The organism is Acaryochloris sp. 'Moss Beach' (assembly GCF_021497025.1).
Classification (GTDB): domain Bacteria; phylum Cyanobacteriota; class Cyanobacteriia; order Thermosynechococcales; family Thermosynechococcaceae; genus Acaryochloris; species Acaryochloris marina_A.
On sequence record NZ_CP071717.1, the window covers coordinates 3,277,017 to 3,298,239 of the forward strand.

The following is a 21,223-nucleotide window of genomic DNA, read 5'->3' on the forward strand; positions in this document are numbered from 1 at the left end:
GCTATGCTTCTGGGCGCTTGGCTTCAATCAGGCGGGAGAAATAAAAGCTGGTTTTAGTCATAGCTTTGCGCTCGATGGTCCACCCTTGGGATCGCAAAATGTCGCAAATATCAAAATCTCGGTGTAGATAAGCCCGAGTGGTTTTGCTCGGACCTGGGAAGAAGCTGCCAATTTTCTTTAGCAACATATACCCAATGGTCCAGGGGGCAAAGCTCAGGATGAGCCGAGAGTTGGCTAAGGATGCTAAATGATTGATCATTTCCGGTACTTTTTGGTCGGGATAGTGAATCAATACATCGAGACAAATAACCGTGTCATAACTACCAGATAAGGTCTCTAAATCCTGAACGCTGAAGTTGGGGTTTTGACCTTGGCCTAATATTTGTTGTGCTCTAGTCTGGGCCTCTTCCACCATTTTTTTGGAAATATCGCTAGCCGAGACCTGAATACCCTTCTCTGCGAGGGGGATGCTCAAGCTCCCCACGCCACAGCCCGCATCGCAAAAGGATTGTCCTGATAAATCTCCATCGGCCTTTAGCCAGGAGAGAACCGTATCGACGGTTTGTTGATGACCGACGCGAATGTCTTTTTGGACTTTATTCACATCACCGTCGCCATAAATCCGCCGCCAACGGTCGAAACCAACGGTATTGAAATAATCTTGGACAACGGCTTTATCGTTGGTGGTAGGCATGGGTATATTACTGACACAGGTCTCAATCCTCTATGGTTGCAGAAAATTGGACAATCAGGGATTTTTTGCACCACCCAATATTGAACCATCCTTAAAAGGAAAGGAGCATGCGCCTTTCTCTTTGGGGAGGATTAAGACAGACGTTTTAGGATGATTCGCGAGTTGTCACCTTGGTCAGTAGAGTTTGGGGTACAACACCGTGGATATTAGAGTAGGCTCCTAATCCAGGCGTTTAGCGCCTTGTTTTATATCTTTTGTTATAGAGTCGACAGACTAATGGATGTGGATCATCATCGGTAAATGGAATGGCCGTACCATCGGCTGTGATGCGAATGCGATCGCGACAGTCATAGGTCTCTCGAGGTTGTCTGGCTCCATCAATGGTGACGATGGCCCGATATTCCCAATAATTTTTGGCGGTGCGGTTCAAGGACGCTTCACAAATGCGGCGACCTTTAATATTCCGACAGATCGCTGCATGGGCAGGAGCCGGTAGACTAAACAGCACCATCCCTCCCACTAAGACAAAGAGTAAGCTCTTGCGAAGCAGCGCCTTCAACGGTAGGGCTGGAAGGGGTATCTGTGGCAACGAGAATTGTGAGGTCATCAGCAAAAACTCAACAGAAGTATTGATGTATATCTTGACTTGTATCACAGTCCATACCCAGATTGGCTTAACCTAAACCTACGCTCAATATTTTTCAACGATTGACGGTCAATTTATGATTACTGCATCGGTCTTATGGTCGTCCCCCCACCTCAAAACCCATCGAGTTCGTCGGCTAAAGTGGTGTTGATTACGGGATGTTCCTCTGGAATTGGCAAAGCTCTAGCCCTTGAGTTTCGGCAACAAGGCTATCAAGTCTACGCAACTGCTCGGAACCTGGCCGATATAGAGGCACTTGCCCAACCAGGGATTGCCACATTGAAGTTAGATGTCACCTGTCCTGCAGAGATAGCCACTGCCATCGATACCCTGGTTGCCGAGACCCAGGGAATCGATATTCTCGTGAATAATGCGGGCTATGGGGTGATGGGGCCGTTGCTAGATATTCCCAATGGCGAGTTGGTGAACCAATTTCAAACCAATGTGTTTGCACCGATCCATCTCATCCAGCAGGTGGTGCCTTTGATGGGGCATGGGGGACTGGTCCTCAATTTGGGAAGTGTGTCAGGGGTAATGAGTACGCCTTTTGCGGGTTCTTACTGTGCTTCCAAAGCGGCCCTGCATGCGTTATCCGATGCATTGCGAATGGAACTGGCCCCTTTTAAGATTCAGGTCGTGACGGTTCGAGCCGGGGCGATTCAATCCCAGTTTGGGCAAACGGCATCCCAGATGGCTGAACGGTTGTTCTCTGCCAACTCTCGCTATCAGCAGCTCGCACCTCAAATTCAGGCACGGGCGCTAGCGTCTCAGAACCAGGCGACTCCTGCGGCTGTCTTGGCCCAAAAGTTGGTACATCGTATTCAGCACTCGGATCGGCTGCCTCCTGAAATTGCCATTGGCAACAAAAGTCGCACCTTGCCATTATTAAAACGGTGGCTACCAACTCGACTATTGGATCGAATTTTGATGCGGAAATTTGGATTAGGGGATTGGCAGCCGGGTCCACCGTCAAACTAAACCTGACTTTGATTTCAGCTGGAGGGAACGTGAGTCATCAGCTAAAGCTCCAAGCGCATTTCGTTAGAGGGGATAAATCCGATCTGCTCGTAGACGGGTTTGCCCCAAGGAGAGGCATGGAGGATGGCGTGGGTACAGTGTTGCGATCGCAAATACTCCACAGCCACCTCAGTCAGTTGGCGACCAATCCCTTGGCGACGATAAGCCGCTTCCACATAGACACCCCAAATGTAGCCATAGTGACGTTGATCTGGCCTGATCAGGGATGGATATAACCCAGAAAATAATTGACAGCCCACCGACCCGACCATTGCTGCATCAAGAGAGGCGATATATCCTTGATAACCTAATTGATCACGGGCCGTTGCTAAGAACTCTAGGGTGACGGTTTGCCAGTCCGGTCGAATCTGCTCTGTAGGCACCTGGTTATCCCGCCACATTTGGTAAAAATGCTGGGCAATCAGTTCATCATCTGTGGGAGTTGCGGAGCGGATAGTAAGAGAGGCTTCTGGCATGGCGGCACATCCCGGAATTTTAGGTCAATCTTTTTGTCCAGAAGGTTAATGTATATTGCTCTGAATCACGCTACTATGGCCGACGATCACCTGCCACAAGCCTTGAGGGGAACGCTGCCATAGACGGGTAAATTGCAGATTGTCCTGGAAAGAAATTTCGCCATAGAGACCTGCCCACTGCACCCGCACGAAGACAGCCACCCCGTTTTCCAGGGGTTGAAGGCGTCGGTCTGCATACTCAATGGTCTGAAATTGACAGAGACCGGATTGATGAAAGGCCAGATCATCTTGTTTGCTGATGACCTGGCCCAAATGGTTGGTAAACACTAAATCATCAGCAATCAGTTGATCTAGGGTTGCGACATCAGAGGTCAGCATGGCTAAGCGAAGCTGTTCTTCAACCTCAATAATTTGCTTCTCTAAGTCAGACGAGAGGGGCTGAGCCATGGGCAATAGACTTGTAACCGGTTAGAACGGATTGCAATTGGGGCATCCTTGACCCAACATCAATTGGGGTGTAGGAGTCACAATAAATTCAAGCTCGACCGCCTAGGACTGGCAGCGATCGCACAAGCCACTCACGGTAACCTCATAGGTTTGGGCTTCTAAGCCAGGCCGAAGGTTGTTAAGACTAATTTCTTGGAAACAATTCCAAGAGATGTCTTCAATTTCGCCACATTGGCGACAGCGGAAATGATGGTGAGGATCGACGTTGGCGTCATATCGGGACACGCCCTCTTCTAATAAGACTTCTCGTACTAGTCCTACATCTCGTAGGGCTTGCAACGAGCTATACACCGTCGCTTGAGAAGAAATGGGAAAATCCTGATTTAGATCCTGTAGTAGATGTTCTACGGTTGGATGATCGGTCCGAGACAGCAAATTGGCATACACCGCATAACGTTGGGGTGTTACTCGGAGACCTTTCTCCTTTAAAACTTGCACGATGGTGTCGGCAGACTGCTTCATTATTTTTTTTGTAAAACAGCAAATACTATTGCGGCAATTTATTCACCAATTATAGAGGCAAAACTTGCATTGCTTCTATAAAATATAGTATTTCTTAAAAAATAAGTATATATTACTATTGAATTATTCGTAAATAAGAATTATTCTTAGATATGTGGAGGCGATTGCCGACACCTGTTCACCCCAACACATGAGGAATAACATGGCTGTATTTGCAACTGAGCGAGTACCTGACGTCGTCTTTAAGACCCGAGTTCGGGATGAGTCCGTTTCCGGTCCCAACCCCTATCGTTGGGAAGACAAAACCACCCAGGATATTTTTGGTGGTAAGCGAGTGGTTGTGTTCTCCCTACCCGGTGCATTTACCCCCCACTTGCTCATCGACACACTTACCTCGCTATGAGGAACTATACGAAGAAATTAAAGCCCAAGGGGTTGATGGTGTCATCTGCCTTTCGGTTAATGATGCATTTGTGATGTTCCAATGGGGCAAGCATCAAGGTGCTAAGAATGTTTTCTTACTTCCCGACGGCAATGGTGAGTTTACTCGCAAGATGGGCATGTTGGTGGACAAATCTAACCTAGGCTTCGGCATGCGCTCTTGGCGCTATTCGATGGTTGTCAATGATGGCAAAATCGAAAAAATGTTTATCGAAGCTGATTATGGCGATAACTGCCCTACAGACCCCTTTGAAGTATCTGATGCCGATACGATGTTGGCCTATCTCAAGGGTGTCCATGCCAATGCAGCAACTACGGCTGCTGCGGTTGGCTAAATATCTTGGGCCAACGTCCAACGATGGAGTGGGTCGGCTGACCCGCTCTGTTGTGTCTTGGATTGATTAGGCTAAAGTGAAACGCAATTAAATCTGCAAAGGAGGGAAGACGATGAGTTATGACTATGATTTGTTTGTGATTGGTGCGGGCTCGGGTGGTATTGCAACGGCCCGGCGAGCAGCTCAATATGGTGCCAAAGTAGGCATTGCAGAATATGACCGTTTGGGTGGCACCTGCGTCAATCGAGGCTGTGTACCGAAAAAGCTGATGGTCTATGCTTCTCACTTCCCTTCTCAGTTTGATGCTGCCACGGGGTATGGCTGGAGCCCAGTCGAGAGTAAATTGGACTGGCTCAAAATGATCACGGCAGTGAATGATGAAGTAACTCGACTCAATGGCATCTATCAGAAGATGCTGGATAACTCTAAAGTCGAGGTTTATCGTGGTCGAGCGGCGTTAGTGGATGCCCATACGGTGACCATTGGTGATCAAAAGGTAACCGCCGATAAAATTTTAGTAGCGGTGGGGGGTAAGCCCGTCAAGCCGGACAGTATTCCCGGCATCGAACATGCCATCACGTCAGACGATATTTTCAACCTGAAAGAGCAGCCTAAACATCTAGTTGTCCTCGGTGGTGGCTATATCGGTATTGAGTTTGCCTGCATTCTCAAGGGATTAGGGTCGGACGTGACGTTGATGATTCGGGCTGACAAAATTTTGCGCGGCTTTGACGACGATATCCGCTCAGAAATTCAAGAGGCGATGCAGAAGCATGGCATCCGAGTGCTGAATAATATGACGGATCTTGCCATTGCCAAATCTGATACGGGTCTCCAAATCACCGTTAAGCAGGCGGACAATGCCGAAGAAACCATCCTGGCGGATGCTGTAAGCCTAGCAGCAACAGGCCGTATCCCTAGCTTAGAGGGATTGGGGATTGAAAACACGGCGATAGAAGTAGACGGTGGTGCGATCTCAGTGGATGACTATAGCCAAACAGCGGAACCCAATATTTATGCTGTCGGTGATTGTACAGATCGAATCAATTTAACGCCCGTTGCAATTAATGAAGGACGTGCCTTTGCGGATACCCATTTTGGCGGAAATTCTCGCCAGATGAGCTATGACAATGTGGCGACGGCCATCTTCACCACCCCAGAAGCAGCCACCGTTGGACTCACGGAAACAGAGGCCCAAGAAAAATATGGTGAGGACAATATCAAGGTGTATCGGAGTCGCTTCCGCCCCATGTATTACACCCTCCCCAACCATGATGAGAAAACGCTGATGAAACTGATTGTTAATACCGAAACCGATCAGGTTCTGGGGGCACATATGGTAGGTGACCATGCGGGAGAAATTATTCAAGGGGTCGCGATCGCAGTCAAGATGGGAGCCACAAAAGCCCAGTTTGACGCTACTGTCGGCATTCACCCGAGTTCTGCCGAAGAATTTGTAACAATGCGCTAAGCAAAATGTCACTTTTTAGAATTGAGGGGGCACTTTAAGCTCAGGAATCTGGTATCGAGAGATTCCTCCTCAGAGGATTTGACCCCTGACTTTATGTCAGGGGTTTCTTTATTGGAATCTAGCGATTTTTAGCCCGCTTTCACCAAGACGGTATCTCCCTCTAGTTTCGCTTCATAGGTGGGAAGTGGATCTTTGGCGGGACCATTGGCAACGGTTCCATCTGCCTTAAATTTGGATCCATGACATCCACAGTCTAAGGTTCCTCCTTCAGCATTCCAGTCCACGGGACATTGACTATGGGTACATTGATTTTTGAAAGCAACGACCTTTGTTTTGTCATCAGGACTGAGAATGACGAGTAGGGGGGCACCACCAAAGTCTTCCATGACTACAGACCCACTGCTTTCTAGGTCTGCCAGCTTACCGACTTCGGTAAACCCATCCGCCGTGGTGACTGGGGCAGGGGGCTTCGGCAGTATCAGTGGATTCGGGTGAAGAAGATGCTTCTGGTGTGTCACTCGAGGTGCAAGCTGCGAGCACCACGGGTAAGCTGCTGGCTAATGTGCCAACCCCTACCCAAGAAAGAAATGTACGACGATCCATTCAGTGTTCTCCTGTATCTGAGATACGGACTTCGCTGGTTATTATGCCTGATCTAGTTTCAATTCGTTGTACTGCAGCGATATAAAACCTCAATCACATTAGTATCTAGACCCTTCTAACTCAGAAGAGGGCTTCAGGGAGAATTTGACCAGCAACTCAAATGACTGGGTTAAAAGATATGCAATAATTTGTTACATTCAAGATCTGGACTGTTCAAGAGGCAGTTCCAAACCATTGTTAGAGAAGAAAAAGCATGCGTGTTGCAATTGTAGGTGCGGGTCTGGCAGGGATGGCCACCGCAGTTGACTTAGTTGATGCGGGTCACGAAGTAGAACTATATGAAGCTCGTCCCTTTGTCGGCGGTAAAGTCAGCAGCTGGATCGATGACCAAGGCAATCATATTGAAATGGGCCTGCATGTCTTCTTCGGCAACTACCGTCGCTTGTTTGCACTCATGGCAAAGGTGGGGGCTTTAGATCACTTCCTCCTGAAAGAGCATGTCCATAACTTTGTCAATAAAGGGGGGCGTTTAGGGGCCTTAGATTTTCGCTTTCTGATTGGGGCTCCTTTCAATGGTTTGAAAGCCTTTTTCACGACTTCTCAGCTGTCGTTGCGAGACAAGATCCAGAATGCGATCGCACTCGGTACCAGCCCCATCGTGCGCGGCTTGGTCGATTATGAAGGGGCCATGCGCAACATTCGCGCCCTGGATAATGTCAGCTTTGCCGATTGGTTTCGCCGTCATGGCGGCAGTGACGGCAGCATCAAACGCATGTGGAACCCCATTGCCTATGCCCTTGGGTTTATCGACTGCGAAAATATTTCTGCCCGCTGCATGCTCACCATCTTTCAGATGTTTGCTGTCCGCCGAGAAAACTCGATGCTGCGGATGCTAGAAGGCTCGCCTCAAGAATATCTGCATCAACCGATCATCAACTATTTAGAAGAGCGGGGCGTTAAATTCCACCTCCGTCGGCGCACCTTAGAAGTGCTGTACGACAACAAGGACGATGAAACCCATATTACCGGCCTCCGAGTTGCCAAAGAAGACGGGGATGAAATCATTACGGCAGATGCCTATGTTTGTGCCTGTGATGTCCCGGGGATTAAACGGCTGATTCCTGATGATTGGCGGCATTGGTCTGAATTTGACAATATCTATAAACTCGATGCAGTCCCCGTTGCCACGGTGCAGCTGCGCTTTGATGGCTGGGTTACCGAAATGAACGACCCCCAGGCTCGTAAACAGGTGGAAAAAGCAACAGGCTTGGATAACCTCCTCTATACCGCCGATGCCGACTTCTCTTGCTTTGCCGACCTCGCTCTCACTAGCCCCAGCGATTACTACAAGGAAGGGGAAGGCTCATTGATGCAGCTGGTACTCACCCCAGGCGATCCCTTTATCAAAAAGAGCAACGAAGAAATTGCCAACCATGTCCTTCAGCAAGTCCAAGAGCTGTTCCCCTCAGCCCGCGACTTGAATATGACTTGGTACAGTGTGGTCAAGCTGGCCCAGTCTCTCTATCGGGAAGCCCCTGGCATGGAGCCTTACCGACCCCATCAAAAAACCCCCATCCCTAACTTTTTCCTGGCGGGGAGCTACACCAATCAAGACTATATCGATAGTATGGAAGGGGCTACAATTTCCGGCCACCAGGCTGCCCAAGCCATCTTAGAAAGCGCGACTACGATTCAGCAACTGAGTGAGAAATATCCATGTCAGATTGGCTAGAACATAGTGAACAAGTTGAGGTCCCCGTCAGCATTGAGGCAGCATGGGATCTCTGGTCTAATTTAGAACTGATGCCCCAGTGGATGAATTGGATCGATTCCGTTGAGATCCTCAAAGACAAACCCGAGTTATCCCAGTGGACCCTTTCGGGGGGTGGCCTAACCTTTACCTGGTTGTCTCGCATCCTGAAAGAAATTCCCAATCAAATTATTCAATGGGAATCTGTGGATGGCCTACCCAATCGAGGGGCGATTCGCTTTTATGATCGCAAACAAGATACTAGCGTTGTGAAGCTAACGGTTGCCTATAAGATTCCTGGTGTCGTAGGACAATTCATGGACAACCTGTTTCTAGGAAATGTGGTGGAATCTAATCTAAGAAGTGATTTACAGCGTTTTCGAGAGTATGCCATTCAACATCACTCATAGATGGGCACGGTTGTTGAGAAACTGGGGCTAGTCGCTGCGACAATCCTCATGCTTCCGGCTACCGCCGAGGCAGAAAATCTAGAGCACTTACAACAGTTAAAGCAGACTCACTCCTGTGAAAATTGCGATCTGAGTCATGCTGATTTACGGGCCTTAGATCTTGAAAAGGCTGACCTCAGTTATGCCAATTTGAGTAACGCAAATTTGAGTGGTATGAACTTGGACCATGCCAACCTTAGCGGGGCAAATTTAACGGCGGCAAATTTGACGGCGGCGAATCTAGCCAGGGCAAATCTTAAAGGAGCATTCAATCAAAGTCGATGTGATGATGTATTTGCAGATTTAGCTCAGTTGGGTGCATTTGCAGTTTGGAACCAATCCCGTCAATCTGATCATGCTTTTGCCTGTTCTATGACGGAACTGATCGATTTGGCACGCATCGCGGGCGTTTTACACACAGTGTCATCGGAATATAAGGATATTCCGATTAGCTTTCAATTCATGGCTGTTCAGTTCAGAACAATGGGTGTAGCGTTAGAACGCGAGCGAACAAGCTTTTATAAAGCGAATCTTCAAAATGCCAATTTAGAGGATGCTCGTTTACAAGGAGCAGATTTTCGGTTAGCCCAATTAGATCGAGCTAATCTGAGCAATGCCAACTTGAGCAATTCCCTCTTTTTTGCAACTTCACTGGGGAATATAAAGGTTGATCGTTTAAATAGTAATTATGTTGATATCGCTGTTGTTAGACAATATTTGCAAAACAGCCTCAATAAGATGATTCAGGTATGGCTAGCCCAAGCCAAGCGTGCGATTGAGCTGAATGCTCGCACTACGATTGGCATCATCATTCGGAGTCAGCAGGCTTTTCATCTTAATCATGAGCGGTTTGCGCTTGAATTAGATGAACTGCAGGTTGATGTTAGCCAACTTTCAGAAAAATATATATTTGAGCTATTTGCCCTTCAAGCTCCCGTATCAGATGCATTCCCTTCAGAGAAAAACCGAGCCGTATGGATTGTGGCACGTCCTCGTAAACCACAGTGGCAAAGCTATATCGGTTTAGTCTGGCTGGGCTTACAAGGTCCGACATTCAGCTTGAGGCAGGACCGGACAGCACAACCCTTCTCTCTATCCATAGTGTGTGGCTCTAACCAATTCGCTCAAGTCCCTTTGCCCCCTAGATTGAAAAACCAAGGCCTCAATCGTAGCGATGCCATGTGCCCACAAGGATACTCCCTAGTGAAATAATAATTTTGCATCCCCTGTACATCTCATAACGGATGTCACTTGACGATTCAAGGTGAATTTGAAATGCAAACTTTGCAAGCAAAACCCAAAACACGAGTCTATTACTTTGATGCTTTAAAAACGATCTCTATTTGTTTAGTTTGCGTCTATCACTACAATGCCTTAAATCTTGACATCATTAATAACCCTGGCTTGGGAGTGTATATAAACTACTTGTTTTATGGCCTTTCCAGTATGGCAGTTCCATTGTTTTTTTATGGTTAATGGAGCTTTGCTATTAAATAGGCCTTATCAGTTAAAAAAAGCATATTAGAAAGACTATTTATCTATACGTATTGTTGAATCTATGGAGCTTAATTTCTCTCACTCTATTTATTCCCATTGAAGGAATGACCTATTCCATTAAGGAATTTCTGAGCTCATGGTTTCTTCTGAAAGTGCATGTGAGTAATCATCTATGGTTTCTGCAAGCCTTGGTGTCTGTCTATTTATTGTTTCCTGTGATTAAGGCTGTATATGACTTGGAAGACAATAAATTAACTTTGAAAATATTGTGCTTTGTGGTTTTTATATTTTCATTTGGTAGCTTATTTCTCCATACTGTATTGAATGTAGCTGAAACCGTCTTGGGTTTTAACTATATCAACTCCAACAGTTTTAATTTCTTCCCTGGCATCAACCCCTTTAATCAGTACTCCTATGCATATATCTATTTTATTTTGGGCGGTGTCCTGGCTGATCAGTTTTCACCCGATAAGATAGGGCCTGAAAGGACGATATCTCTAAGGCGAATTAGCTTATTCTCATTCTTGTTGGCCTGGATGTCTTTGTTCTTGTATGGGGTGATGACAACCGTTTCTAGCCAATCTTTTTTACGATACTGTTTGGAATGGATACTATTCCATGATGACATTGGTCATGTCAGCCGCCTGCTTTTATTTTCTGTCTAGTTTGTCTTATGGCAATAAGATATTAAATTCTGTCTTTGTGGTGGTGGGGACCAGTACGTTTGGGATCTATCTGCTCCATCGATTTGTCGGTGCTGTATCTATTAAATATTTTCAAAATATTCCATTTTCTACTAACTTGGTGCCAAATCTGCTGTACAGCTTTTGCGTTGTAGCAGTCACATTATTAGCTGTTCAAGTCTTAAAAGCGATTCCTCTGTTCAGAAGAACGATCGATCTCTAGCATTAAGTTCACATAGGTATTGCCAGGCAGTCAGCTCTTTGGGACTGAAAGGGTCTGACTTATTGGATAAAAAAGACTTAACCCTGAGCATAGCGACATAGAACTTTGAGAGAAGACGAGATCTTGGTTGGAGACTTTAATATTTCTGGGATCTTAAAGGTCACAATCCCTTTCGCTCTAGCCTCAGAATTGGTGCACCCAGGTGAGTAGATGAACCCTAGTCCATGCTTAGATAAGCAGTGGGTTGATGATTTGTATTGCAATGGGATTGTAAAAACTTTTGGTGAAGTCCACTGCCTCTTCCAAGCCCCGACAGGGTTGGTCCCTAGACGATCGAGATCCAGCTGCGATCGCAGCTTTAATACCACGCTGGAAGTGGTTTTACGATTATTATTTTCGGGTTCAAACTAGTGGCTGGCACCATGTGCCTGCAGAGAAAGCCCTATTCGTTGGCTCCCATAATGGCGGCTTTGCAGCGCCCGACCTACATATGTTTATGTATGACTGGTTTTGTCGTTTTGGGGCTGAACGACCGATTTATGGCTTGATGCATAAAGGCATGTGGCGGGTTAATCCTAGGGTGGCAGAATTTGCCACTCTGGGGGGAGCGATTCGTGCCTATCCGACGGTAGCTAGGACTGCCTTGCAGAGTGGAGCTAGCGTTGCGGTGTTTCCAGGGGGTGCCCAGGATGTGTTTCGGCCCCATCGACTGCGGGACCGGATTTATTTTTGCGATCGCAAAGGGTTTATCAAGTTAGCCTTACAAGAAGCCGTTCCCATTATTCCCTTCATTTCCTGGGGAGCCCATGACACCTTAGTGGTGTTAGCCGACTGTTATGACTTGATGAAACAGCTGCATGATCTTGGGCTACCCTGGCTGTTAGAGACTGACCCGACTATTTTCCCCATTTATCTGGGTTTACCCTGGGGACTGAGCATCGGACCTTTGCCCAACTTTCCGTTACCCATGCAAATTCACACACGGATTTGTCCACCCATTCACTTTGAGCGATATGGCAGACAGGCAGCGAAGGATAAGGCCTATGTTCAAGACTGCTATGACCTGGTGGTTAGTACCATGCAAGATGCCTTGGATCAGCTCATCCTGAACGCCAGTGGGTTTGAATCTGGATGCCAGTAGATACTGAGTGCTGGTGATTCCTTCGCACCAAAGATATTTTTGGATTTTCGGTTGTTTGCGATCGCAACTCTGTCTCATCAGCATACCAACAGACGTTTTGTACTGATGGTAGCCAACCAACGATTCATAGAAGTTTGATCACCCGACCTCGGGCAGATAAACACCAAGGGAATTACGCATTTCGATCACCCTGAGGGGAACGATAGCTAGCGCAGCCAATCCTGGCAATGGCTACTCCATAGGTTTTATGACTCAAACTTCCCGATTTCTTCCCGAATTTTGACTGCTTTTCTTCACCTAAATTAAATACAGTCAAAATAAAGCACTAAATATACAGTGTATAAATTCTTCCAAGACTAAACTTCTATCTCGCATCTAGAGCAAGATCTGCTGTTGCAGATAAAAATTGCCTTGTTCTTTGCATTGTATAGAGAACGATGTGTTGAAGATGTGTGTTTCACAAAATATACCGTCTGCCCTTTAGAACCGACATCAAAATATAGTAATGATTGAAAAAACTGTGACCATGCACTATTTCAACAATGCTATTGTGCATCCTTCAGCCACCATGACTGAAGACATATCAATTTACGATTTTCTCAACTTAGTGAATTGCTTCAGTGGTGTGGTCAAAGTCTTTTTGGGTGCAAATGTAACCGCTAACTATTTGAGGGAGACTAAGCCGGAGTTTGCCTATTTGGCTGACTTTGAAATTGATCGAAATGCACAGTTTCAATTTCGAGGAGATGGCAATCGAAAAATTACTGCTATTATCCATCTGGGCTTCAAACTCTGGTTTAATGCGTTTTTAAAACGAGTATCGGTTCTCATTCAGAATTTACCGGAACTCATCAAGTTGGAATGTAATAAGCAAGATAAATCGACGGTTTTATCACTGCTTCCGGCTGGATACTTATGTGAAGTCGGTGATCTGCAAGAAACCAATACGGCCTTATTCTGACTTTTTACTCATATTCAACCCATGATGCAGAGTTCACAATGCTCAAGGGGTTGGTTGGTTGAGTAAAGATTACTTTGGCAAATATCCTTCGACTAGGCAATCTTCACCGACAATATGCCAGCGCACCCGTTCTAGTTGAAGGGCTTCGGTCATTTTATTGAATCCCAAATCTCCCACAGGGGAAGGAGCATTTTGGCCCCCCACAATTTTGGGCGCAATAAAGGCCAAGACTTTCTGGACGGAACCATCTGCGATCGCACGGGCAGACAAAGTCCCTCCACATTCCCATAAGACTGACAGCAGCTCCTTCTGGCCTAGATAGCTCATCACCGTTTGTGGGGTGAGCTCATCTAAGTTCACGACTTCTACGCCCTGCTGTTCCAGATAGGCCTGTCCATCAGAATTAGGATGACCTTGGGTTAACACCATCGTAGGAGCGACGTCTGTTTCCCATAAATGTGCCGTTTGCGGCAAATCAAGGGTCCGGCTCAACACCACCCGCAGAGGATTATTGGGGGGCTGGTGCGAATCGGTCTGGTGATGAGTTGTTAAATGAGGGTTATCCCTGCGGACCGTATTGCCACCGACAATGACGGCATCACAGGTTGCCCGTAGTCGATGCACATGGGAGCGGGCGATTTCTTGGGTAATCCAAGTGCTATGGCCAGCTGTCGTGGCAATTTTGCCATCTAAGGTCATGGCATATTTAAGGATGCCAAACGGGCGCTGATGGAGGACGCGATGGACAAAAGCCTCATTCACCCGTTGGCAGTCAGCTTCTTCCACCCCTGTGATCACCTGAATCCCTGCAGCCCGAAGTCGCTCAATCCCCTTGCCCGATACCCGTGGATCTGGATCGACCATCCCCACTACCACCGTGGCCACCCCCGCTTTCACCAGGGCTTCTGAACAGGGCGGGGTGCGACCAAAGTGATTACACGGTTCTAAACTGACATAGGCTGTAGCTCCCTTGGCTTTATCCCCTGCAGCTCTAAGGGCAAATACTTCGGCATGGGGTTCTCCAGCCTTGGGATGATAGCCTTCACCCACAATTTCTCCATCCCGCTCAATCACACATCCCACTAGGGGATTAGGACTCGTAAAACCAGCGGCCTGCTGAGCGAGCTGTAAACAGCGCTGCATCATTTGTTGGTGATGGGGATTACTGTTCACGCCATTTGTTGAAGGAGTGGACTGGTCTGACAAAGGATGAATCTCCATTACGGCTATTCACTTATATAGGGCTACAAAAGGGCAGGCATATCCTTACTCTAGTTGAGCGTAACGTGGAATGGTGCTGAGGCGATATCAATCAAACCCCTTTCTCCGATAATCGCAATAGATTGCCCCGGACGGCCTAGCCATCCGTGAGTACACTAGAAAGCGTGAATCAGGACTAAACGACCTATGATTACCCCAATCCTTTCATTGCTCTGTGTCGGGGTATCCTATGGACTCCTCGGTTGGCACCTCTCGGCCTACCATATTGGCTGGGCGATGGGGTCTTGGTTCGTCGCGATTTCCCTCACCATCTTGCTGTTTTGGGGGGAAGAAGTGACCAAGCGGATGTTCCGTTTGGGACCTAGAGGAGTTGTCTCTATGCTGATTCTGAGTGGCATCATCACGATGGCAGTTGCAGCTTCCACTCTGTTTGGCATGATTGTGGTGCTGTTAGCTTCCCAAACCCTGGCACGGCTCGAATTACAATCGGCGGGTCTCAGTCGCCGGCTCACCCTTTTGCTGATGGTTGTTTTGTCTATTAGCACCCTCAGCGCTGGCTGGATAGCGGGTATTGATTACCCGAGTAGTAAATATTGGCTGACCTCTTTTCTGATGTCTGGGCAATAAAATCTACAACGATCATCTATTGCCAATAAAAAAGGGAAGCAATAAATTACTCCCCTTTACAACCTCAGGAATGGTTCCTGAGGTTGATTTATAACTAAGACCTGTTAACGGTTTATTAATAAATCAACGGCTTATTAAAATGGGTGTTGTTTACTTAAAACCAACCGCTGCTTGCCAAACGAAAGCAAGCGCCAAAAAGAAGAGTGGAATAGCAGGCATAACATCCACAATCGGGGCAAAAACGGAGAAGGCTTCAGGTAGTTTCGCCAACAGCAGAACTGCTTCCATGAATAAATGTTCCTTCCAACATAGCTTTTTGAATCAATAAGTATCTTAACATGAAACCTGCTGCCAAAAAATCAATCCTTGACCTAGGGATGGAAGGGCATGTAAGGGATCTACCCGTATAGTCTCTATACTCGCCGTTCCCATGAGTCCCTGTAAATGACTCTCATTAGATGCTGGAGAAACGATTAATCTAGCTGTGTATCGGAAGAAGACAGCCATGTTCCAAAGACTTGCTGAAACTGATTATCAAGGATTGCCTGCCGAATACGCTGGGTAAAGCCAATTAGCTCCGTAATATTGTGAATACTCAAGAGGGTATAGGCGAGGAGTTCGCGTGATCGAAGCAAATGACTCACATAGGCCCGCGTAAAATTCTGGCAGGTATAGCAAGGACAGGCAGAGTCTAGAGGAGTAAAGTCTTCCCGGAATCGATTGTTCTTGAGATTCCACCGTTCTCCGGCGACTAAGGCATTCCCATGGCGGGCTAATCGAGTCGGAATCACACAGTCAAACAAATCAATCCCGGCAGCAATAGCTTGCACCATCTCTCGGTAGGTACCCACCCCCATGAGATAACGGGGTTTATTGATGGGTAATAGCGGCGTTGTTACTTTGACGATTTTTTCAATCAGTTCCGGGGGCTCCCCCACGCTAACGCCGCCAATGGCATAACCTGGCAAATCAAATTCCACCACGGATCGGGCTGCAGCTTGACGCAAGTCGGCAAAAGTCCCCCCCTGGACGATGCCAAATAGAGCCTGATCCGGTCGTTGATGTGCCTTAACGCAACGGGCTAGCCAGCGCTGGGTTCGTTCCGTGGCAGCTTGAATGGCATCTCGACTGGCAGGATAGGGAGGACATTCATCAAAGGCCATAATCACATCAGCCCCCAGGGCATTTTGAATTGCCATGGAGATTTCTGGAGAGAGATGGATCATTTGACCATCCCGGGGAGATCGGAAACTCACCCCCTCTTCGGCGATGGAACGCATGTCGCTGAGGCTAAAGACTTGAAACCCCCCTGAGTCGGTCAAAATTGGCCCTGACCAGTTCATAAATTGATGTAGGCCACCCGCTTTCTCAACGATGTGTTCACCGGGCTGCAAATGCAAATGATAGGTATTGGCCAAAACCATCTGAGCTCCCGTCTCTTGCAGTTGAGCTGGGGTCAAGGTTTTTACATTGGCTAACGTTCCCACCGGCATAAATCGGGGTGTCTCTACAGGACCATGAGGGGTATGAAAGGTCCCGACACGGGCCTGGGTTTGGGAGCAGTGTTTATGACATTCAAACTGAAACTGATTGCTCAAAACAACCTCAATATCGCGATGGCCTCTGTCAAAATATCAGGTTTATCCTGAATGCCCAGAACGTTAAGACAAAAAAACACCGACGCTCTTGCTAGAGAAGAAAGTCGGCGAATATAACTTGAAATAGAATTTGTTTAGCAGTTGGTATTGAAACAACAGCTATGTTCATTAGCAGCGTGCTTAGAGACTGCTAGAAGTGGCTTCAGTAGAGAAGAACACCTGTTGGATGGTAAACCAGCCAGAGCTCTAAAGCATGGCGGGTGAGCAGCAACAGGCTAGCGGATACGGACACGATAAACAAACCCATCATTAAGTTAGAGGTAAACAGCTCTAACCCTTGACTTTGCTGCGAGACATGGTCATTCAGATCTCTGATATCAGTATCGAGCTGCTCGAACTGATCCAGGATGCTTTGTTTGAAAGCATATGTATTTTGAGTAATCCAGGTCATAGTTCCTCCTATGAGATTACGCGAGGGAGCATCCATTGGTTAAAGATCCCAAAGGGCTGTGCTTAAGAAGATAGAAGGGTGCTGTAATAGCCACTTTCTACTGATTCTCAAGATCACTAAAGATGGCAAGCCTGAACCGATCGGAATCTGAGCTTTAGGCTATAGGTTCTTGGGTTCAAAGGCAATTTGCCCAACCTAAAATATATCAAACTTACTGAACGCTACCCGTCTCCTCTGTCCTTCAAAGCGGAGATCTACCCTAAAACTGTTTGGGTAAGGGTAGCCATAGAAGGTGACTCTGGGGTTATCTCCATGTCACACGCTATATTCAAAGACAAACCCTGTGCTCATCGTCTAGGGTAGATACTGATGTTGAGATGCAAACGTTAGCCGTTCATACTTCAACCCTTACTTCTAGCCGTTCACCCGCTCAGACACTAACTTTTTAGGAAGACTTTGGATGTCCCAATTGGGTAGTGGATTAACCCTATTTCTAAGCCTTATGGTTGAGGCCATGCCATTTTTGATTTTTGGCGTGTTGGTCTCAGGCGTGCTGCTGATATTTATCGATGAGAAGCGGTTAGTTGCCATGTTTCCCAAAAATCCACTTTTGGGAGCCCTCTCTGGCAGTCTGTTTGGCTTTCTATTTCCGGTGTGTGAATGTGGGAATGTCCCTGTTGCTCGACGCTTGTTGATTCAGGGGGCGTCTGCGCCGGTGGCCATTGGCTTTTTGCTAGCAGCACCAACCATTAATCCTGTAGTGATTTGGGCAACTTGGACGGCATTTCCCGATCAGCCCGAGATTGTGATTTTGCGAGTGGTGTTTTCCTTTGCGATCGCAACTATTATCGGTTGGGTATTTAGCTGGCAATCCGATCTCAAACCCTTTTTGCAACCCAACATCGCGGCGCTAATGCCTGTTAGCTCCTCATCGGCAGAATCGACGGAGGTTCCAGGGCTATTAAAATCGGGGACTTACATCTTAAATCAAACCGGTAAACCGATTCCTCTTGAGGCCGCCAACTTGGACGCCGTTATGGCCATCGCTTCTCCACAACCTAAATCCCTATGGGATAAGCTCCCACTTTTGCTAGACAACACCATCCAAGAATTACGAGAGATGGGTGGTGTCTTAGTGCTGGGCAGCTTATTTGCAACCATCATTCAAGTATCAGTTCCCCGCAATATCATCCTTGCCATCGGTCAAGGCCCAGTGACTTCGGTATTTGCCATGGTGATTTTAGGGGGCATTATTTCTATCTGTTCGACAGTAGATGCGTTTTTTGCCCTTTCTTTCGCCTCCACTTTTACCAGTGGCGCCCTCCTTGCCTTTCTGGTCTTTGGCCCCATGTTTGACCTTAAAAGTATGGGCTTACTATTAATGGTCTTTAAACCACGGGCTGTTTTTTACATCTTTGCCATGATCTTTCAACTGACCTTGGTTTTTACCCTGATCATTAATCTATGGATTAGTTAAAGACAGGCCCTATGACAGCAAAACGTATGCGAACTAAACTGCTCCCTTACCTGTCAGAAGGGTTGGCGACGTTGGCCCTCTGCCTGTGGGGGATTTTGATCCTGCAATATTGGCGGTCTGGCAAACTGGGGCTGCTGATTCATCCCAACTACTATGGCTTGACCCTCGCCGCAGGCTGTTTTCTACTGATGTTGACGAGTCTTCAGATCCTAAAACTCTGGCGACGGCGAGTTCCCATGCGTTCTCAGCACCTATCTTTACTATCGCCACCTGTGATGAGCGGTATTATGCTGACCGCTGCCTTGATTGGATTACTGGTTACTCCCCGGCCTTTTACGAGTCAAACAGCGATTCAACGGGGATTACAAGATAAAACCATGGTTACTCGGGCGAGCCCTCAAGCGTTCCGAACCACGAGTCAACCCGAAAATCGGACGCTGTTGGAGTGGATTCGCACCCTGGATGTTTATCCAGAACCCGATGCCTATGCCGGTCAAAAGGTGAATGTTGATGGTTTTGTCGTCTACCCAGAAGACTTGTCAGATAATTACTTCACATTGACGCGCTTTGTGATTAGTTGTTGTGCTGCAGATGCTTATCCTGTGGGTTTGCCAGTGAAGTTAAAGCAAAGTCGCAAAACCTATGCAGTGGATTCCTGGCTGGCCATTCAAGGCGAAATGGTGACGGAGACCTTGAATGGCCAGCGCCAGCTTGTTATTCAAGCCCAGACTCTCAAATCTATTCCTGAGCCGGATAATCCTTACTACTACTAGAGATTGCTTCGACGTTTCACACAGTTTGTTGCTTAAAGCACAGTTCGGTGGAGGATTTTATCGCTACAGTAGCGCGTGAATGTTGTTAGTGCTCTGGCAAAGCTTAATTGTGGCTACCCTTTTTTCAGGCTGGATAAAATCCCGTATTTCTACGGAGAATAAGTAATTCATCGATCAACTATATTCTTTCTAGAAAAATTAATTAAAGATTTCTTATATTACTTATGATTTATACACGGCAAGAGTTGTAACCACTTTGGTAAGGGTCTCAAAGTTGCTCTTTTTAACATTGAAGTATGATCAGTGATAATACTGAAGCCGTCTCGGGGCTTACTATGTTTGAGGGCATTAAGAAATTCTTTAGCCGTCAGCAGCATATGACCACCAATCTAGTGCTGTACATAAGCCTAAAGCTTGGGTCTTCGGCCTATAGCAGCATCTTCAACTTGTTTGACTATCAAGCAAGACTTAGTTATCGGGGGGAATGAAAGATGCTTCAAACAAATTGTCTTCACTTAGGCAAACAAGAAGCAATGACCGCTTTTGATACTGGAGTTAAAAAATCTACAGCTGAAACCCTGAGGGATCTGATTCATGCATATCCTTCTGGCCGGGTTTTGATTCGAGATCCAAGTGATCTATCGATTGGATGGCGAGTCTCTTTCAGTCAGGGGCGGGTCAATTTTGCCGAAAGCATTGTGGGTAACCAAGAGCGCTTATCTTACTTACTACAGCGCTGCATGCCTCAGTTCGAGGGGTCTCACCCTCAAGAATCCGTTTCTGATTATTCTTTTCTCTGCCACCTGTGGCAAGCCGATTATATTTCCCATGATCAGCTCCGGGATTTGCTGACGGCCATCACCCAAGAAGCTCTGATTCATGCTTTGGCTATCCCCCATGCTCAGTATCAATTTGAGGCCAATATTCAGATTGACCCTATTTTGTTATGCATGTCTTTGTGGGATCTGGTCTTACCCGTTGAGCAGACGATTAATCAATGGACATTGCTCAGCGCTGAGATTCAATCTCCGTTTTCGCGACCCTATATTACCGATGCCGATAAGTTTGCTGAATATGCAGACTATGTTAGCGAAAGCCTCCCTCATCTGGACCATTTAACCCATGCTCTAGAACAAGAACAGTGCTTGTATCAGTTGGCCCATAACCTGAGTGTCAAAGTTGGCGATTTGGCCATTTCACTCCATCCTTTGATCAAATTAGGGGCATTAGGGGTGAACCCCTACCATATGGGTGAGGTATTGACTCGACCTCGGGTGGCCTGTATCAATCAAAGCAAATTGACTCAGCGCTATGTAACTCAGGTCTTAGAGCCATCGGGCTATGATGTGATGCGTTTGAGTGATTCGATTCGGGCATTGCCTGCCTTGCTCAAGCGTCCGCCAGTCCTCGCCCTAGTCGATGCAGAACTCCCTCATCTAGATGGCTATCAGCTTTGTCGGATGGTTCATCGGCGTGACGCCCTACGGGAATTGCCGGTGATTATCATGGCTCCTCAACGAGGTATGTGTGACTTAATTCGCTCACGACTCTCGGGGGCGATGGCTTGTTTAGGGAAACCGTTTCACCATCAAGAGTTATTGGCATTAGTGCAGAAAGCAGCGGCAGCTTTACCCGTAGACCAGCAACAACAGTTACACTCTTTGCCGGTATTAGAGGCCCAATCAGACTCCAAAGCACTGATCAAAGTCTAGTTGGAGTT

At 47.1% G+C, this 21,223-nt stretch carries 22 protein-coding genes and 2 pseudogenes; 14 read left to right on the forward strand and 10 right to left on the reverse strand.

Annotated features, from left to right (window positions below; translation table 11 throughout):
• Nucleotide 1 precedes the first annotated feature (1 nt).
• Nucleotides 2–694 carry a magnesium protoporphyrin IX methyltransferase gene (gene bchM, locus HRE53_RS15440; RefSeq protein WP_235107092.1) on the reverse strand — a complete coding sequence of 231 codons (693 nt, stop codon included), beginning with the start codon at nt 692–694 and terminating at the stop codon, nt 2–4.
• Nucleotides 695–926: 232 nt separating this feature from the next.
• Entirely contained in the window at nt 927–1,301 is a 375-nt protein-coding gene (locus HRE53_RS15445; RefSeq protein ID WP_235107093.1) for a hypothetical protein, read from the reverse strand.
• Between the two features lie 135 nt (nt 1,302–1,436).
• Between HRE53_RS15445 and HRE53_RS15450 the strand changes: the two genes are divergently transcribed.
• The gene (locus HRE53_RS15450) at nt 1,437–2,318 is read left to right on the forward strand and encodes an SDR family oxidoreductase (RefSeq protein ID WP_235107094.1); all 882 of its coding nucleotides are present in this window, start codon (nt 1,437–1,439) and stop codon (nt 2,316–2,318) included.
• A gap of 41 nt (nt 2,319–2,359) precedes the next feature.
• Here the strand turns inward: HRE53_RS15450 and HRE53_RS15455 are convergent, their stop codons facing one another.
• The 3 genes from HRE53_RS15455 to HRE53_RS15465 form a co-directional block, all read right to left on the reverse strand.
• Entirely contained in the window at nt 2,360–2,833 is a 474-nt protein-coding gene (locus tag HRE53_RS15455) for a GNAT family N-acetyltransferase (RefSeq protein WP_235107095.1), read from the reverse strand.
• A 45-nt stretch (nt 2,834–2,878) separates the two neighbouring features.
• The gene (locus tag HRE53_RS15460; RefSeq protein WP_235107096.1) at nt 2,879–3,280 is read right to left on the reverse strand and encodes a nuclear transport factor 2 family protein; all 402 of its coding nucleotides are present in this window, start codon (nt 3,278–3,280) and stop codon (nt 2,879–2,881) included.
• 102 nt (nt 3,281–3,382) lie between these two features.
• Entirely contained in the window at nt 3,383–3,802 is a 420-nt protein-coding gene (locus HRE53_RS15465) for a Fur family transcriptional regulator (RefSeq protein ID WP_212664221.1), read from the reverse strand.
• Between the two features lie 202 nt (nt 3,803–4,004).
• Between HRE53_RS15465 and HRE53_RS15470 the strand changes: the two are divergent.
• Nucleotides 4,005–4,578: pseudogene (locus HRE53_RS15470) on the forward strand (peroxiredoxin).
• A 112-nt stretch (nt 4,579–4,690) separates the two neighbouring features.
• Entirely contained in the window at nt 4,691–6,049 is a 1,359-nt protein-coding gene (gene gor / locus HRE53_RS15475; RefSeq protein ID WP_235107097.1) for a glutathione-disulfide reductase, read from the forward strand.
• A 128-nt stretch (nt 6,050–6,177) separates the two neighbouring features.
• Here the strand turns inward: gor and HRE53_RS15480 are convergent, their stop codons facing one another.
• Nucleotides 6,178–6,567 carry a ubiquinol-cytochrome c reductase iron-sulfur subunit gene (locus tag HRE53_RS15480; protein ID WP_235107098.1) on the reverse strand — a complete coding sequence of 130 codons (390 nt, stop codon included), beginning with the start codon at nt 6,565–6,567 and terminating at the stop codon, nt 6,178–6,180.
• Between the two features lie 338 nt (nt 6,568–6,905).
• On the opposite strand from HRE53_RS15480, the gene zds reads away from it, so the two are divergent.
• The 7 genes and pseudogenes from zds (at nt 6,906) to HRE53_RS15515 (ending at nt 13,356) form a co-directional block, all read left to right on the forward strand.
• Nucleotides 6,906–8,384 (forward strand): 9,9'-di-cis-zeta-carotene desaturase, encoded by a 1,479-nt coding sequence (gene zds, locus HRE53_RS15485; protein ID WP_235107099.1) that lies wholly within the window; start codon nt 6,906–6,908, stop codon nt 8,382–8,384.
• Nucleotides 8,369–8,812, forward strand: coding sequence for an SRPBCC family protein (locus HRE53_RS15490; protein WP_212664226.1), 444 nt, complete (start codon nt 8,369–8,371; stop codon nt 8,810–8,812). Before zds ends, HRE53_RS15490 begins: the two co-directional genes overlap by 16 nt.
• Nucleotides 8,813–10,063, forward strand: coding sequence for a pentapeptide repeat-containing protein (locus tag HRE53_RS15495; protein WP_235107100.1), 1,251 nt, complete (start codon nt 8,813–8,815; stop codon nt 10,061–10,063).
• A gap of 338 nt (nt 10,064–10,401) precedes the next feature.
• Nucleotides 10,402–11,013 (forward strand): acyltransferase family protein, encoded by a 612-nt coding sequence (locus HRE53_RS15500; protein WP_235111135.1) that lies wholly within the window; start codon nt 10,402–10,404, stop codon nt 11,011–11,013.
• Nucleotides 10,946–11,254, forward strand: a pseudogene (locus HRE53_RS15505) (acyltransferase); the annotation flags it as partial. The gene HRE53_RS15500 and the pseudogene HRE53_RS15505, both read left to right, overlap by 68 nt.
• Before the next feature lie 280 nt (nt 11,255–11,534).
• The gene (locus HRE53_RS15510) at nt 11,535–12,395 is read left to right on the forward strand and encodes a lysophospholipid acyltransferase family protein (protein WP_235107101.1); all 861 of its coding nucleotides are present in this window, start codon (nt 11,535–11,537) and stop codon (nt 12,393–12,395) included.
• Between the two features lie 505 nt (nt 12,396–12,900).
• Nucleotides 12,901–13,356: a hypothetical protein gene (locus HRE53_RS15515; protein WP_212664231.1), complete on the forward strand. Its 456-nt coding sequence runs from the start codon at nt 12,901–12,903 to the stop codon at nt 13,354–13,356.
• Nucleotides 13,357–13,425: 69 nt separating this feature from the next.
• On the opposite strand, the gene ribD is transcribed toward HRE53_RS15515, so the two are convergent.
• A complete protein-coding gene (gene ribD, locus HRE53_RS15520; protein WP_235107102.1) occupies nt 13,426–14,577 on the reverse strand; it encodes a bifunctional diaminohydroxyphosphoribosylaminopyrimidine deaminase/5-amino-6-(5-phosphoribosylamino)uracil reductase RibD in 1,152 nt (383 codons plus the stop codon).
• Nucleotides 14,578–14,763: 186 nt separating this feature from the next.
• Here ribD and HRE53_RS15525 point away from each other — a divergent pair, with 186 nt between their 5' ends.
• A complete protein-coding gene (locus HRE53_RS15525) occupies nt 14,764–15,204 on the forward strand; it encodes a hypothetical protein (protein ID WP_212664233.1) in 441 nt (146 codons plus the stop codon).
• A gap of 150 nt (nt 15,205–15,354) precedes the next feature.
• Here the strand turns inward: HRE53_RS15525 and HRE53_RS15530 are convergent, their stop codons facing one another.
• The 3 genes from HRE53_RS15530 to HRE53_RS15540 form a co-directional block, all read right to left on the reverse strand.
• Nucleotides 15,355–15,492 (reverse strand): photosystem II reaction center protein K, encoded by a 138-nt coding sequence (locus HRE53_RS15530; protein ID WP_212664234.1) that lies wholly within the window; start codon nt 15,490–15,492, stop codon nt 15,355–15,357.
• A gap of 185 nt (nt 15,493–15,677) precedes the next feature.
• Entirely contained in the window at nt 15,678–16,802 is a 1,125-nt protein-coding gene (gene tgt / locus HRE53_RS15535; RefSeq protein WP_235107103.1) for a tRNA guanosine(34) transglycosylase Tgt, read from the reverse strand.
• A gap of 202 nt (nt 16,803–17,004) precedes the next feature.
• Nucleotides 17,005–17,253, reverse strand: a complete 249-nt coding sequence (locus tag HRE53_RS15540; protein WP_212664236.1) for a hypothetical protein — start codon at nt 17,251–17,253, stop codon at nt 17,005–17,007.
• Between the two features lie 460 nt (nt 17,254–17,713).
• Here HRE53_RS15540 and HRE53_RS15545 point away from each other — a divergent pair, with 460 nt between their 5' ends.
• From HRE53_RS15545 to HRE53_RS15555, 3 genes are all read left to right on the forward strand, one after another.
• On the forward strand, nt 17,714–18,730 hold the full coding sequence (locus HRE53_RS15545; RefSeq protein WP_212664237.1) for a permease: 1,017 nt from the start codon (nt 17,714–17,716) through the stop codon (nt 18,728–18,730).
• Nucleotides 18,731–18,741: 11 nt separating this feature from the next.
• Nucleotides 18,742–19,503: a TIGR03943 family putative permease subunit gene (locus HRE53_RS15550; protein ID WP_235107104.1), complete on the forward strand. Its 762-nt coding sequence runs from the start codon at nt 18,742–18,744 to the stop codon at nt 19,501–19,503.
• Between the two features lie 491 nt (nt 19,504–19,994).
• The gene (locus HRE53_RS15555) at nt 19,995–21,215 is read left to right on the forward strand and encodes a response regulator (protein WP_235107105.1); all 1,221 of its coding nucleotides are present in this window, start codon (nt 19,995–19,997) and stop codon (nt 21,213–21,215) included.
• The last annotated feature ends 8 nt before the right edge of the window (nt 21,216–21,223 follow it).